The organism is Actinoallomurus iriomotensis, from assembly GCF_030269445.1.
Classification (GTDB): domain Bacteria; phylum Actinomycetota; class Actinomycetes; order Streptosporangiales; family Streptosporangiaceae; genus Actinoallomurus; species Actinoallomurus iriomotensis.
On record NZ_BSTJ01000006.1, the window covers coordinates 559,532 to 573,296 of the forward strand.

The following is a 13,765-nucleotide window of genomic DNA, read 5'->3' on the forward strand; positions in this document are numbered from 1 at the left end:
GAGGATCTCGACTGGCCAGCTCGCTATGGCGTAGCCGTGAACGTCCTCTTCTGCCGCAGACCGTGCGCTCGGTCCAGCCGCCGGTTTGGGCTGGCCGCCACCAGCTCTACGGGGTGAATCGTCTATCGAGACCTGAGAGCAGCGCTATGAGCTGGTCGTCTGTGTTCGAGTAAGCGGTGGTTAGGTCCACGCGGACCTGGGATCGGTGTGGTCGGCGACTTTGTCGCCTTCCCTCCGGTCCTTCGTCATTTCTGCCCAGGGGGCGACCCCCTGGAACCCCGATGTGAGGGGCTCCGCCCCCCACAGCGCCCCGCGGGTTGTTGTCGGAGGAGGGTCACATTCGTTCGACGGCGTTGTTGTCCACTGCTCGTGAGGGCGGTGGGGAGCAGCGCCGTTGTCGTGTGGTTCGGCTCCTGCGCACTGGAAGAGCTAGCGAAAGCGCTGGCCCACAAGCCACGCGCCGCGATCGCGGTACGGTGCTGACCGGCAGACGGTTTTGGGGGGGCGGCGTGGCGTGAGCGGAGCGTTCCGAATGGACGCGGCCCAGATGGGGCTGCGCCGGTACTGGCTGGCCCGGGGCGCGTTGAACGGTGGGCGTTTCGAGGTGCCGGACAGTGACCTCGATGTCAGCTTTGCTCGTGCCCGGATGGTCGATGTCGACTTTTCCGGGCTGAGGCTTTTCCGCTTTGCGGCGCACGACTCCGTGTTCGAGCGCTGTGACTTTTCCCAGGCCGCGTTCGACAACGTCAGTTTCGGCGCCACTGCCGCTGATGGGCGGTGGGACCGAGGCACCTGGCCGGCGACGTTGTACCGGGAGTGCGTCTTCGCTCGCACACGGATACCTCCGCAGGCCTTTTTTGGCAACGCCCGGTTCGAGCGTTGCGTATTCGACGGCGCCCGCCTGCGCGACTTGATCCATACACATACGGCGCAGTTCGTCGAGTGCAGGTTCCGCGGCAAGATCCAAGACGCGAACTTCTGGGGTAGACCCACAAAACACACTGCGGCGCTCGGCCGAGACCGCAACGCCTTTACCGGTAACGACTTCACGGGCGCGGACCTGATCGATGTTGGGTTCAGACACATCGACCTGCATGCCCAGAGATTTCCCGGCCTACCCGACTACGCCGTCTTGGATCGCGTTGATCAGCGTGTAAAGGGCGCGCTGGCCGCGATGGCGGATTGGCCGGACGGCGAGGTCAAGACTAAGGCGGCACGGTCTCTGCGGTTCCAGGCCGACTGGGCGATCGCGTACAACAACGGGCACGCCGTGGTGTCTCGGAATTGGGTCGATCGGCGGCTGCCACCCGACGTCCGAGATCAGATCTTCTGGATGCTCGTCGGCGACAGCGAAGAGCAGTAGTAGATATCCCGACCGTTCGCCCTTGCCGCCCTTGCCAGGTCCCGTACCTGGACACGCCAGAGGGCTACCTGCCCGTTCATAAGCTCATCCTCGGCCAACCGCTCGCCGGAAACGCCGGCTAACGCCAAGGCGAACTGCGGCCGCATCCGCGTGAGCCACGGCCCGTCAGCATCGCCGGAGACCGCGGCGTCGTCACCGAAATCGCTGGGATCCCGAAGATGGGCGCCTCCTCGCCACCGGCAGCCGCGACGAGACCGCCCGGTTGTGGAATCCGGCGACCGGCGAACCGATCGGCAATCCCCTCACGGGGCACGCTAAGCCCGTGCGGGCGGTGGCGTTCAGTCCGGACGGGCGCCTCCTCGCCACCGGCAGCCATGACGGGACCGTCCGGTTGTGGAATCCGGCAACCGGTCAACTGATCGGCAACCCTCTCATGGGCCACACCAAGGGGGTGTGGGCGGTGGCGTTCAGTCCGGACGGGCGAACTCTGGCCGTCAGCAGCTTCGACGGGAACATCCGTTTGTGGCGCCAAATACCTCCATGATCCAGAGGCTTTGGGCTTGCGGGCACAAAACCCGATATTCGGGCGGCTCGGCGGCTGGACGGTCGCTATCGCGTCATGTTGATCTTGATTTGCTGAATGGGTGCGGCCTTCGGGGCGCGGGCATTGCCGATCTTGATCGCTTCGCGGTTATAGGTGAGACCTCATGCGGAATGCGGAGGAAGTCTCTCAATATGTGCTCGAAGACCCCTGGCCGGGTCGTTCGTGTTCGAGTAAGCGGTCGTCAGGTCCACGCGGACCTGGGATCGGTGTGGTCGGCGACTTTGTCGCCTTCCATCCGGTCCTTCGTCATTTCTGCCCAGGGGGCGACCCCCTGGAACCCCCGATGTGAGGGGCTCCGCCCCCCACAGCCCCCCGCGGGTTGTTGTCGGAGGAGGGTCACATTCGTTCGACGGCGTTGTTCGGCCACGGCTTGTGAGAGCGGTGGGAGCAGCGCCGTTGTTTTATTTCTGCCGGGCACGGCCGTGGCCGCGCCCGTGTGCTCGTTCGCAGACGGTCAAACGCGTTGAAACTGGCGGGTTGCCGCGATCAGGGTGAGCCCTCCCAGTGCGAACCAGGGATTCCACAGGATGAGGCTCCAGTGTGTTTCCAGTGGGCCGACCGAGGACGCGATTCCGCCGGCCCCGGTGAGGAGGACGAGTTCGAGCAGCAGCGCGCGAGCGAGCAGGACGGTACCGACCAGCCAGCCGAGAACCACCATCCCGCGGCGCAGCCCGCCGGAGGGCCGCCAACGAGCAAGCCCGACGCTGAACGCCACTCCAGCCAGGAGTACCAGGGCCACACCCCACAATCCGATCAGGACGAACGCATCTGGCCTGCGGGCTGCGAGGTCGGGTCCGGCCGACGATGCCAATCCGACGTCTCCGCCGACCGCCCAGTAAATGTGCACCACCGCGAACAGTGCACACCAGGCACACGAGGCATAACCCCACGTCCTCGTATGCTGACCAGCTCCCGGATTGATCTTCACACCCGACCAACGCACGGTCAGGCCAAGGGAGTTCCGCCTGGCGACCACGACCCGGCATACCCACCAACGGCGCAGGCGGGGGCACAGCGCCCCTGCCTGTCCGATGGTCGACCCGAGTGTTGAGCAAAGCCGTTGTGCCCACCGGGTCGCGTCACAGCCGCCGTGGTCGTAGAGGAGCGTCGAGCTTCGCTGGCAGCTCTGTGACCTGGCCGTTTTTGTTCGAGTAAGCGGTAGTTAGGTCCACGCGACTCCAGCGACCTGTGCCCTTTCGGCCGGGTCGTCGCTTCATGTTGGCCCAGGGGTGACCCCCTGGAACCCCGGATGTGAGCGGCTCCGCCTCCCCACAGGTGGCTGTCGGAGGAGGGCCATTCTTTCAAACGGCGTTGTTCGTCCACGGTTCTATGAGCGGTGGGGAGCAGCGCCGTTCATGCGTTCGGGGTCAGGTCGCCGCGAGGCGGTTGCGCGCTCCACAACGCCGCCTCCGAGGCTCTTCCGCGGCGTCCACCGTGCTCGCGGTGTCGCTGCCGAGGATCGATGCCAGCCAGTCCGCGTCTGCGGCGCCCATTCGCTGCGCAGGACGTTGAGCATGCCGGTCCCCTCGGATACCCAGTGGCGCGAGCCGATCACCGACGAGCAGTACCAGCGCGGCATTCGGACGTGAGCCTTCCCGGCGCGTCAGGGGACTTCCGATGAGCGGGCCGCGTTGTCGGCCCTCCCTCGTCCGTCCGCGGCGGCCTGCTCTGCATCGGCGCGTGCCCGGCTCTGCGCGACTGGGCGGAGACGGGCGAGCAGGTCGCGTCGACCGCTGGTGGACAGACCGAGTTGGCTGGCGATTTCGATATCGATCACGCCGGTGAGCAGCCCAAGGACGGCACGGGGCGGTCCTTCCAGGACGAGGTCGGGGTCGGTGGCGCGGCCGAGCCGGGTGTGGATCCGACCGCCTCGCAGTTCGATGACGGCCAACTCGTCGGACGCGATGAGTTGTATGACTGCAGGCGGAGCATCGGGATCGGCGTCGGTGGTGAACCACGCCGGGGCGTAGGCCAGCCATTGAGCTTGGAACGCGTCGTCCGGCCGTTCGTCGGCCATGAACCGCAGCCCCCACAACCCGAGCGCCTTCAATACCGGCTCCAGCGCCAGACCGGTCTCGCTCAGCTTGTAGAGGACGGTTGCGACCGGCGGCGGTGCGTCCTCGCGAGTGATCAGCCCGGCGCCCTCGAGTTCTTTGAGGCGGGTCGACAGCGGCGCTGACCCCTGGCGATCCTCACCGGTTCTCACGTCCTCAACGTGACACCTTCCTCACAGGCGATCACCAAACTACCGCTCGCCTTGATCCCCACGGCTGCCGTCCTGCTGTTGCTCACGCTGCATATCACGGCGGCGTCGGTCGAGTCGTTCCGCAGATAGCGAAAGCGTGGGACTGCCGAGAAGCGGATGCTCAAGCCGGTCGAGCGAGCTTCAACCTTGGCAGCGAGCGCCCACTGATACGTGGACGGTGGCCGTCTCTTTCCCCGCGCGAATCTGCAAGGGCACACAGGCGGCCTCGTCCAGGGAGAATCCGCCAGGAAAGACCAGCCACCGACCGGAAGCCGCGGGCGGTGCCGGGCAGGCCGGGATATGCAAATCGGTGCTCCACTCAGGGGCGTGATTGCCCCAGGCGATGGAGAGGCGGGTGGCCCAGCTCGTCGGCACGGTCAGGTCGCCCTCACGTCCCGCATGGATGAGAAGTGCGGTCTTGGCGAAGAGGCGATGGGGGCCAATGCCATCTGTCCTGCCGACCTGCAGTGTCGACGTGATGTCCAGGCCTACCACGTCGAGAATGCCACGCTGCGGTCCGGTCGGTGACGACACCATGTCGATCGGACCAGAGCAGTCGAGATTGACCTGCCCCGGTGGCGCGGCGCCGCTGCCCGACGCGGCCGCTGCGCGCCCGCTGGGCGATACCGTGGGGTTCACCTTCCCCGTACACGCGGCTCCGGAGCACAAGGCGATCATCACGGCGACCTGAAGGACGGTCCGCATGGTGGCCCTCCCGCCGCTACGCCATCCGAGCCATTCGACACATGACTACACCGTCGTCCCGCGCGAACGCGCTCATCTTCCCAAGACCGCGCGCTCGGCCCAGCCGTCCGTTTGGGCCGGCTGTCACCGACTGAGCGAGCAGGGCGGTACCGACCAGCCAGCCGAGAACCATTATCCCGCAGCCGTTCCTGCGCCGGCTGCGGGAGCAGGTGTTCGGGTAGGCAACCGGAATTCGGGAGGCCCTCATGGACGTGGGTCGGGAGACGGCTGAGCCCTTCCACAAGATGTCGACAATCTCTTATTTCGGCCGGACGTCTTTTCCGGGTGAGAACATCGATGTTCGGCTTCGGCCTGGTCTTTTTCGTCGTGTTGGGCGCCTCCGCCTGCGGAGGTGACGGTGGGGAGAAGGCTGCTGAGAACACGCCTCCGACCACGATCGCACCCCGGACGAGCGCCGCGACCGGTCCGTCCGCCGACGAGAAGGTCGTCTATCACGACGCGGTCGTCGGCAACGACGTGACGGTGAGGACTTCTTCCTGCGGAGCTGCAAGCAGGTGCCGCGGAAGTAGCGCCGGTACCCGGCGGCCGTGCCAGAGGTACCCGCGACGTACCTGAGTCCCAGGGTCTGTCCGGCGGATCATGCTGGTCGGCCCACCGGGCTGAATCGCTGTATCGACCCGCCGGGCAAGGAGCTGGGTGAAGCAGGTTGAGGCCGTCGATAAATCCCTCGACATGGGCCGCGGTGATCGGGGACGCTTCACGGGATGACAAGAATCGATGACACACCGTCTGCGTGGGACGAGCGCACCCAGCTCACCACGTTTCTCGACTACGCGCGTGACACCGCCCGCGCCAAATGTGAAGGCGTCTCTGCGGAGAACGCACGCAAGGCGCTCCTGCCGGGCTCACCGCTGATGACCATGAGCGGAGTGATCAACCACCTCCGCTGGGTCGAGTACTACTGGTTCCAGGTGGTCTTCCTCGGCGAGGAAGACCGGGGCCCCTGGACCGAGGAGGACCCCGACCGCGAGATGCGTATCGCCGTCGACTTCCCGCTCACGCAGTTGCTCGACGAATACGCCGATCAGAGCGCCCGCTACCGCGAACTGGTCGCCGGGAACGGCCTGGACGAGCAGGCGCAGCGAGCCATCCGCAACGGCCTCCACGTCGACTTGCGCTGGATCCTCCTCCACCTCACCGAGGAGACGGCCCGCCACAACGGCCATCTGGACATCCTGCGCGAGATGCTCGACGGCACGACCGGTGACTAGATCTGGCGGAGATCACGGGCGGAGCCAGAGTCGGATCGAGGCGACGGTGACGGCGCCGTGAAAGATGTAGCCACGCTTGTCGAACCTTGTGGCCAGAGCTTGGGCGTTCTTCAACGCGTTGATCGTCCGCTCACTTCGTTCCTTCGCCTGTAGATCGTCTTGTCGAAGCCGGCGGGTCGACCGCCTTTGCTGCCCCTTCGTTGGCGGTTGGTCCGCTGGTTCTTCGGTTCGGGGATGGAGTGCTTGATCTGGCGTCGTCGCAGGTAGCGGTTGCGATGCGCTTGCGCGAGCTTGTGTTCCAGCCGGGCGCGTTCGTCGCGGGTCTTGCGGAGGCGTTCGGGGATCTTGTGTTTTGGTCTGAGCGACAACCGTTATTTTCGGCATAGTGGCGTTATCGCCAGGCAAAGCCTCGGATTCCGACTGCCTGACCGCCATCCATCCCACTTTGTGCCGGTCGCACAATCGCAGCGGCGGCACTTTTCCCTGGCGGTTCAGTCAGCCTGCTGACGCTAACTTCACCGAAAGATCGTGTGCTCTACTAAACGCACTCATCACACCATCCTGGGTAACAGGGGGCCAGTATGCCGTTAAAGCGCAACTCGGATCCAGTTGACCATGCCAGGTTGCTGAGTTCGCAGGGACTCGATCCAGCCACCGGCTTCATGCTCGACGTTGGAGACACCGGCCATCCTGACAACTTCGTCGCCCCGGCCTACCGTGTGGAGTCCACCCAGGCGAGCGGTCAGCACACGGCGAAGATAGTGATGGAACGACGTGCCGCCGAGGGTGACAACACCTCGATCTACCTACGAGCCGGGGTCTTCGAGACCAACTACGCTCTCTCGACCAAGATGTTGGCGGACGACCGCGCGGAGGGCGACGTCGCCTCTATCGGCAGCTACCTCACGGACTTCGCAAGCGACCGGACCAACCGGGTCTATCTCTACATGTCCGCCGATATGGCGGAGCGTAACCGGCGTGCTGAGGTAGAACACTGCCAGGACCTGATCTACGCCTACGAACAGACCCTCCTCGTGCTTGACGCCGCCTTGGTCTCGCTCGCCCCGGTCACCGCCGGGACCGAGGAGGCCGCCCGCAACCAGCTGCTGGCCAATCTGCAGGCCGCACTCCCACGAAACCGGGCCCACCTCGGGACCGACCCCGCCAGCTGGGTCAACGAGTACAGGCGGCTGCGTGACCTTACCCGGATGCGCGATCAGGGCTGGCACAGCTTCGGCGCCGAACTCGTCGACGCCGGGACCGTACCAGGTCGCGACACTCCCACGTACCTGACAGGCGTGCGGCGCGACCCCCCAAGCTTCCCCGCCTACTATCTGGCCTTCAACAGGGGCACCACCGAGATCGGCGTCCACGGAACCGCCGGACTGATCGTCTGATCCGCCGGCTGCGCTGGTGGGTCGGCGGACTGATCCCGGAGCGGTCTCCGGCGTCCGGCTCGATGGCGATCCGTAGATGTCAGGTCCACTCGTGCCGGACCGGGGGACGACCCCCGGAACCCCCGATGTGAGGGGCTCCGCCCCCCGGTCGGAGGAGGGCCACATTCGTTCGACGGCGTTGTTCGTCCACGGTTCGTGAGAGCGGTGGGGAACAGCGCCGTCGTTTTGTTTCTGCTGGTAGTCGCGAGGGTGATGCGGCGTCGACAACCTCTTATATCGGCCAGCCGTCTTATCCAGGTGAGAACAGCGATGTTCGGCTTCGGCCTGGCCCTTTTCGTCGTGTTGGGCGCCTCCGCCTGTGGAGGTGACGGCGGGGAGAAGGCTGCTGAGAACACGCCTCCGACCACGACCGCACCCCGGACGAGCGCCGCGACCGGTCCGTCCGCCGACGAGAAGGTCGTCTATCACGACGCGCTCGCGGGCAACGACGTGACGATGAAGACCTTCCCCACGATCATCGGCGCGATGCCCGCCAAGCTGACCTGCGAAGATATCCTCAGGGGCGGCAAAGTGCTGGGCAACACGTACCCGAACGGTGAGGACTTCTTCCTGCGGAGCTGCAAGCAGGTGCCACGGAAGTAGCGCGAGAACCCGGCGACCGTGCCAGAGGTACCCGCGACGTCCCTGAGCGCCGCGTGATCGCCGGGCGTGGACCGCCTACGACGCCGTCGCCCTTTGATGGGCGGATTTTCCGTCCGTAGCCCGACGTGCGGGGGCGCGCACTGATTGGATCATCGGTATGCAGATGGTGGAACGGCCGTGGGGTGTGGCCGCCTACGGCGCGGCGAGCGTGAAGGCGATGCCCGACCTGGTGCGGGCCAGGTTCAAGGTGATCCGGGTGGAGCAGACGCCGTCTGAGGCGTTCGCGGCGGCCAGCGACGCGGTGCACGCGGTGCGGCAGACGCTGCGGCGGCACGAGGTATCGGACGCGGCCGTTGAGCGGTCACGGCTTGACCTGAAGAGTTCGTGGAGTTACGGCGGGTCGGAACGTAAGTTCATCGGGTACCAGTGTCAGGCGTCGTTCGCCGTCGAGTCCGGTGATCTCGATGATGTCCAGCCTTTGCTCGTCGATCTGGTCGCCGCCGGCGCCAACGAGATCGAGGCGGTCGACTTCGACGTGACGGGCAAGGGGGAGTTGCGAGCGGAGGCCCGCCGGCAGGCGGTCGGCGCGGCGCGGCGCAAGGCCGAGCTGTACGCCGAGGCCGCCGGGGTGCGGCTGGGGGCCGTTTTGCACATTGACGACGTCGACCCTGAGCAGGTCGGGTTCGAACGCTATCGCGGGCACGGCTCGAGCGGCGAGGCGTCTCCTCAGGATCTGGCCCCTGGCCATGTCGTGGTATCCGCCGCGGTCATCCTGGGATTCTCGATCAACCACGACTGACCCTGAGGTTCGTGCAGATCGGGTCGGCAAAAGCGTGGCTTTGAGCAGCCGCCGTCGATCTGACGCGTACCCGGTATCTGGGCCGCGATCATCGTGGCGGCGTTTCGGTTCTGCGGCGGTAGGCGGTCATCGTGCTGTGCGTGTGCCGCCAGGTGATGTGGTGGATGCTGGAACCGATCGGCGTCCATTCTCGGGTGAGAAGCCGGAAGAAGCCGTCATCGGCACAGCGGCCGCCCGCGACTTGCCCGATGTAGATCAGTAGGTCGCCTGTGTAGGCGCGGAGGGCGTTGTTCGCCCACGGGTCGCCGTGAGATGGCCAGCACAGCAGCAGCGCCCGGTCGGGATGGTGCCGGGCGGCGGTGGGACCGTCTCGCCGGATGACGGAGTATTCGGTGCCGTCGGTGAATGTGTTGGTGGAAGAGCTGACGGGCTCGTAGGCGATGGCGTCGATACCGGCTTGTTCTGCTTGCCACGCCCAGTAGCCCGAGCCCGCACCGATCTCGACCAGGCCACGACCGGCCAGGACCTGGGTGAGCCAGACGATGTCGCCCGGTGAGGGGATCGCCCATGAGTAGCGCTTGGTCAGCAGGTGATGCCCGACGGGGAGTCCGCGGGCGAAACCATCAGGACAGATACTCTCTCCGGCTACGTGCACCGACGGTAGCTGCCGGACGATTTCCCAGTACGGGTTGTCCACACCGAAGGGGGTGACCTGGTCGTAGGCGCTGTCGGCGATCCGGAAGGCTGTCGTGAGGCCGGATCGTCGTGCCCACCATTGGTGGATCTCGGCGAGCTCTGCTGACACCGTCACCGTGACCTCCTTGGCAGGCTCATGCCGAATAGCCGATATTCACCGTGGCTGAACACGTGCGTCGCGACGTCGCGTAGAGGTCCGCGCGGCCTTGTCGTGCAGCGGCGACCGGTTGCCGCCAAGCCTTACGCGGTCTTCTGCGGTTTGGTCGTTGGGCGTGGCGGGGTCGGTGGCTGGGTGACGGGGTGGCCGTAGAGGGTTGAAGTCCACGCATTGGTGAGGATGTCGACGAGGACCTCTTCGTTGTCGAAGGGAGGGACTTTGGCTGCGGCGAGGTAGTAGAGCCGTTCTCCCATCCAGGTCAGCGAGGCGGCCACGGCGTGTATGTCCACATCGCAGAGTCGTTGGCAGGCATGGGGGTCCGATCGGATGCGTGCCGTGGCGGCGTCGGTGAAGAGGTTCATCTGTTCGAGCCACAGGGCTCGTAGGTCCTCGTCCGAGCCCCAGTTCTCCACGATCGCCATGAGAACGCCTGCGTTGGCCTGCCACAGACGGGCGCCGTCCTGCACGCCTGCCCGAAGCGCGGTGACCGGGTCCTGTTTCCCGTCGATCCAGGGTTGCGCCGCCTGTTGGCCCTGCGACACGGCCTCGCGCACAAGGTCGCCCAACACGGCCTGTTTGCTCGGGAAGTAGAAGTAGAAGCTGGCCCTGGAGACCTCGGCGGCGGTCAGAATGTCGGCCACGCTGAGGGTGTCGAAGCGGCGCTGCCGCAGCAACTCGCGCGTCGCGGACAAGATCCGCTCCCGTAGTTCGGCGGAACCCGGTGCCGCGCCGGATCGACGGGCGGAGCGCGCGGTGCGCTTGGAAGGCATGCGAACCAGGATACGACCGTCTGTACGGACATGTTGTATGGACTGTCTGTCCATACAACGTGTATGGTCCGATCATGACGCAGATAGAGATCCATTTGATCGTCACCGACCCGGACCGAGCCGCCACCTGGTACGCCGAGGCTTTGGGTGCACAAGAGACGAACCGCATCACGCTTCCCGACGGCCGTACGCTGACCGTGGACCTCCGGCTCGGCGACACGGTCCTGGCGGTAGCCGGTGAAATGCCCGCCCGGGGCATGCGTGCGCCCGCCGGCCTCGGTGGCACCTCCGCCGCCCTGCACCTGCGGGTCCCGGACGCGGACGCGGCCTGGGCGCGGGCGCTGCAGGCGGGAGCCACGGTATTCGAGCCGGTGCACGATGCCTTCTGGGGTGACCGCACCGGTCAGCTACTGGATCCGTTCGGGCATCGCTGGGCGCTGGACGAGCATGTACGAGACGTCTCGCACGATGAGATCGTCTCCCGGGCCGCAGAGCTGTTCAGCGGATCGGCGACGGCATGAGGTACCGCACCTTGGGCACGAGCGGGCTGCGAGTCTCTGACCTGATCCTGGGCGCGATGACTTTCGGCGAACAGGGTGGGGTCGGCGCGCCGCTTCCGGAGTGCCGGCGAATGCTGGACCTGTACGCCGAGGTCGGCGGTAACGTGATCGACACCGCGATCAACTACCGTGCCGGGGCCAGCGAGGAGTTCCTCGGCGAGTTGTTGAAAGGTCGGCGAGAGTCGTTCGTGCTCGGCACGAAGTACACCGTGTCCCGCGACCGCGCCGACCCCAACGCCGCTGGAAATCACCGTAAGAACCTGCGGGCGTCGCTGGAGACGAGCCTGCGGCGGCTGCGCACGGACTACGTGGACCTGTACTGGGTGCACATGTGGGACCGTGCCACGCCGATCGAGGAGACGATGCGCGCGCTGGATGACGCGGTGCAGGCGGGCAAGGTGCTGTATGTGGGGATCTCCGACGCCCCCGCGTGGATCGTGGCCCGCGCCAACACGCTGGCGCAGTGGCACGGCTGGAGCCCGTTCATCGGCCTGCAGGTTCCCTACAGCCTGCTGAAGCGCGACATCGAGCGTGAACTGCTGCCGATGGCCGAGTCCCTCGGACTGGGCGTCACCGCGTGGAGCCCGCTGGCCGGCGGGGTGCTGTCCGGCAAGTACACCCGCCCGGACGGGCCCACGGCCGGTGGCCGGCTGGCCGCAGAGTCCGTCGCGGCTCACGACCATGCCGTCGCCCGAGTCGTCCAGGAGGTCGCCGACGACCTCGGTGCCACGGCTTCACAGGTGGCGATCGCCTGGACGATGAGCCGCTCCCGCGCCATCCGCCCGATCATCGGCGCACGCCACCTCGACCAACTCCGCGACAATCTCGCCGCCATCGACCTCACCCTCCCACCCGAAAGCATCACCCGCCTGGAGCAGGCCACCGACTTCACGCTCGGATTCCCGAGCGACTTCATCACCCAGACCACGTCATGGGTCTTCGGTTCGGCGTTCATCGAGCCACGTCCGGCCACGACCACGCAATGAGGGAAGGACTTACTCGGATCAGAGTGCCGAGGGGGCGGGCTTTCGGTGCATGCGGTAGTGGAGCACGAGGAACGGGATCCCGAAGACCCAGAAGGAGTGCTCGGCCCGCAATTCGTCATCTCTCACATAGACGTCGAGCTGCTCCGCGAAGCCGTGGACCGCCATGGCGGTGAGGTCTCTGGTGTCCGGGTCGACGTAGGTCAGGTAGTGACCGGGCTGGTCGAGGTCGCTGCGGCTGGTCAGAACCAGGCCGCCACCGGGGCGAGCGCGCGGCAGAAGGGTCGCGGTGAAACTGGCCTGGGGGATCGGGAAGCCGACACTGACATACCCGCGACCCTCGTGGCGGTAAGTGGTGTAGATGCCCACATAGATCGGCTCGTCATTGTCGGCGAAGGACCGGATCCAGCCACGGATCGCCACGTCGTCGTCCTGCTCGGGAGTAATGGTGTCGATACGGCCCCGGACACCGCGTAGTGCCTCTCGCTGGTTCATCGGCACGCTGGCCTGACCGAGAGGGCGGGCGATCAGCGTCCGGTACACCAGGTACCCCGGACGCACCCACAGCCGCCACTGCGGGACGATGTCGAGCGTGAACCGTGTCGTGTGCTCGTAGAACTCCCGGACACGCGGATCAACCCGCGCTGGATCAAAGTCCGGGCCGCGCAGCTGATCGAGGGAGGCGACGATACCGACGTCGGTTGCGTCTTCGACGTATGTGCCGCCCAGCACCCTGGCCAACTCGCGGACATAGCCGGTGCCGACGTACCTGGTCCGAGCTTCCAGCGGCACGACGAAGGGGAGCTCTTCTGGGCGGACCCGCTCGGCCAGCAGGCTCACCTGCGGGTCCCGGAACAGCAACGACGACAACACCCGGAAGGCGACCGCCGTGGTGCTCGCCACCACCGGCGCCGGCGCGGACCGCTGCCGAGCCGAGAACCCCAAGCCGACCGCGGCGCCGACCAGCGGCCCCAACCCCACCTTCTGCGGCCGCAGTCCCATCGCGCCGACGGCGGTGCCGGTCACCGTTCCCACAGCGACCGGTCCAGCGCCGGTGAGGCGTCCGGCCGCCCAGCCGAGCGGAGCGGCCAGTGCACCGCTGGCGGCGATGCGCGCCCAAAGCGCTGGGATCTGGCCAGGACGTTGCCGTGCCCGGGCCACTGCCTCCGCGGCCCCCAGACCGATGGCGCCGACCGTCGCGCCTACGAGGGCCGCCTTCACACCCCGGTGACCGGCCAACGCCGCACCGGCCAGACCACCGATGGCACTTGCAAAGCTGATCTGCTGTATCCGGCCGGGCCCCGACGGATGATCCTCTACCACTCCTAGAACCTACTCTCAGAAGAGGGCATTGCCGCCTGGGGGTCTTCAACGAGCGAGTCGAGCGTCGCTCGTAGCGCCGTGACCTTCTGGCCTGTGTCCGAGTAAGCGACAGTCAGGTCCACTCGCGCTGGCCCGTTTCTGCTGGCAGTGGTCGCAAAACGATATGAATGTGGGTCCGGGCGTATGTGGGATGGCCCTCTATAATCACCGCGCCGACGTTTGGGGGCACCGTTTCAGGTACCGCCGCGCG

Annotated in this window: 14 protein-coding genes and 2 pseudogenes; 9 read left to right on the forward strand and 7 right to left on the reverse strand. The window is 66.4% G+C overall.

Annotated features, from left to right (window positions below; genetic code table 11):
• The first annotated feature begins 532 nt into the window (after window positions 1-532).
• From QSK37_RS26455 to QSK37_RS51815, 3 genes and pseudogenes are all read left to right on the forward strand, one after another.
• Entirely contained in the window at window positions 533-1,363 is an 831-nt protein-coding gene (locus QSK37_RS26455) for a pentapeptide repeat-containing protein (RefSeq protein ID WP_285626061.1), read from the forward strand.
• 214 nt (window positions 1,364-1,577) lie between these two features.
• Window positions 1,578-1,634: pseudogene (locus QSK37_RS51810) on the forward strand (WD40 repeat domain-containing protein); the annotation flags it as partial.
• Window positions 1,626-1,907: a WD40 repeat domain-containing protein gene (locus tag QSK37_RS51815; RefSeq protein WP_432705606.1), complete on the forward strand. Its 282-nt coding sequence runs from the start codon at window positions 1,626-1,628 to the stop codon at window positions 1,905-1,907. The pseudogene QSK37_RS51810 and the gene QSK37_RS51815, both read left to right, overlap by 9 nt.
• Window positions 1,908-2,421: 514 nt before the next feature.
• Here QSK37_RS51815 and QSK37_RS26460 read toward each other — a convergent pair.
• From QSK37_RS26460 to QSK37_RS26470, 3 genes are all read right to left on the reverse strand, one after another.
• Window positions 2,422-2,817, reverse strand: coding sequence for a DUF3995 domain-containing protein (locus QSK37_RS26460; RefSeq protein WP_285626064.1), 396 nt, complete (start codon window positions 2,815-2,817; stop codon window positions 2,422-2,424).
• 753 nt (window positions 2,818-3,570) lie between these two features.
• A complete protein-coding gene (locus QSK37_RS26465) occupies window positions 3,571-4,173 on the reverse strand; it encodes a winged helix-turn-helix transcriptional regulator (RefSeq protein WP_285626066.1) in 603 nt (200 codons plus the stop codon).
• Between the two features lie 180 nt (window positions 4,174-4,353).
• Entirely contained in the window at window positions 4,354-4,917 is a 564-nt protein-coding gene (locus QSK37_RS26470) for a hypothetical protein (RefSeq protein WP_285626068.1), read from the reverse strand.
• Between the two features lie 764 nt (window positions 4,918-5,681).
• Here QSK37_RS26470 and QSK37_RS26475 point away from each other — a divergent pair.
• Window positions 5,682-6,188 (forward strand): DinB family protein, encoded by a 507-nt coding sequence (locus QSK37_RS26475; RefSeq protein ID WP_285626070.1) that lies wholly within the window; start codon window positions 5,682-5,684, stop codon window positions 6,186-6,188.
• A gap of 12 nt (window positions 6,189-6,200) precedes the next feature.
• Here QSK37_RS26475 and QSK37_RS26480 read toward each other — a convergent pair.
• A pseudogene (locus QSK37_RS26480) lies at window positions 6,201-6,460 on the reverse strand (IS5/IS1182 family transposase); the annotation flags it as partial.
• A gap of 351 nt (window positions 6,461-6,811) precedes the next feature.
• On the opposite strand from QSK37_RS26480, the gene QSK37_RS26485 reads away from it, so the two are divergent.
• From QSK37_RS26485 to QSK37_RS26495, 3 genes are all read left to right on the forward strand, one after another.
• On the forward strand, window positions 6,812-7,585 hold the full coding sequence (locus tag QSK37_RS26485) for a hypothetical protein (protein ID WP_285626073.1): 774 nt from the start codon (window positions 6,812-6,814) through the stop codon (window positions 7,583-7,585).
• A gap of 297 nt (window positions 7,586-7,882) precedes the next feature.
• Complete coding sequence (locus tag QSK37_RS26490) at window positions 7,883-8,227, forward strand: hypothetical protein (RefSeq protein WP_285626076.1); 345 nt, start codon at window positions 7,883-7,885, stop codon at window positions 8,225-8,227.
• Between the two features lie 157 nt (window positions 8,228-8,384).
• Entirely contained in the window at window positions 8,385-9,026 is a 642-nt protein-coding gene (locus tag QSK37_RS26495) for an SIMPL domain-containing protein (protein WP_285626079.1), read from the forward strand.
• Window positions 9,027-9,114: 88 nt separating this feature from the next.
• Here QSK37_RS26495 and QSK37_RS26500 read toward each other — a convergent pair whose 3' ends face one another.
• A complete protein-coding gene (locus QSK37_RS26500) occupies window positions 9,115-9,837 on the reverse strand; it encodes a hypothetical protein (protein WP_285626081.1) in 723 nt (240 codons plus the stop codon).
• A gap of 125 nt (window positions 9,838-9,962) precedes the next feature.
• A complete protein-coding gene (locus tag QSK37_RS26505; protein ID WP_285626084.1) occupies window positions 9,963-10,649 on the reverse strand; it encodes a TetR/AcrR family transcriptional regulator in 687 nt (228 codons plus the stop codon).
• Window positions 10,650-10,723: 74 nt separating this feature from the next.
• Here QSK37_RS26505 and QSK37_RS26510 point away from each other — a divergent pair, with 74 nt between their 5' ends.
• Complete coding sequence (locus QSK37_RS26510) at window positions 10,724-11,170, forward strand: VOC family protein (RefSeq protein ID WP_285626086.1); 447 nt, start codon at window positions 10,724-10,726, stop codon at window positions 11,168-11,170.
• Complete coding sequence (locus QSK37_RS26515; RefSeq protein WP_285626088.1) at window positions 11,167-12,195, forward strand: aldo/keto reductase; 1,029 nt, start codon at window positions 11,167-11,169, stop codon at window positions 12,193-12,195. Before QSK37_RS26510 ends, QSK37_RS26515 begins: the two co-directional genes overlap by 4 nt.
• 18 nt (window positions 12,196-12,213) lie before the next feature.
• Here the strand turns inward: QSK37_RS26515 and QSK37_RS26520 are convergent, their stop codons facing one another.
• Entirely contained in the window at window positions 12,214-13,413 is a 1,200-nt protein-coding gene (locus QSK37_RS26520) for a hypothetical protein (RefSeq protein ID WP_285626091.1), read from the reverse strand.
• Window positions 13,414-13,765 lie beyond the last annotated feature (352 nt).

Bases quoted from the DNA above. Each gene is read 5' to 3' on its own strand.
- QSK37_RS26455 (WP_285626061.1), top strand. From the start codon at position 533: ATGGACGCGGCCCAGATGGGGCTGCGCCGGTACTGGCTGGCCCGGGGC.
- QSK37_RS26505 (WP_285626084.1), bottom strand. From the start codon at position 10,649: ATGCCTTCCAAGCGCACCGCGCGCTCCGCCCGTCGATCCGGCGCGGCA.
- QSK37_RS26475 (WP_285626070.1), top strand. From the start codon at position 5,682: ATGACAAGAATCGATGACACACCGTCTGCGTGGGACGAGCGCACCCAG.
- QSK37_RS26495 (WP_285626079.1), top strand. From the start codon at position 8,385: ATGCAGATGGTGGAACGGCCGTGGGGTGTGGCCGCCTACGGCGCGGCG.
- QSK37_RS26510 (WP_285626086.1), top strand. From the start codon at position 10,724: ATGACGCAGATAGAGATCCATTTGATCGTCACCGACCCGGACCGAGCC.
- QSK37_RS26470 (WP_285626068.1), bottom strand. From the start codon at position 4,917: ATGCGGACCGTCCTTCAGGTCGCCGTGATGATCGCCTTGTGCTCCGGA.
- QSK37_RS26515 (WP_285626088.1), top strand. From the start codon at position 11,167: ATGAGGTACCGCACCTTGGGCACGAGCGGGCTGCGAGTCTCTGACCTG.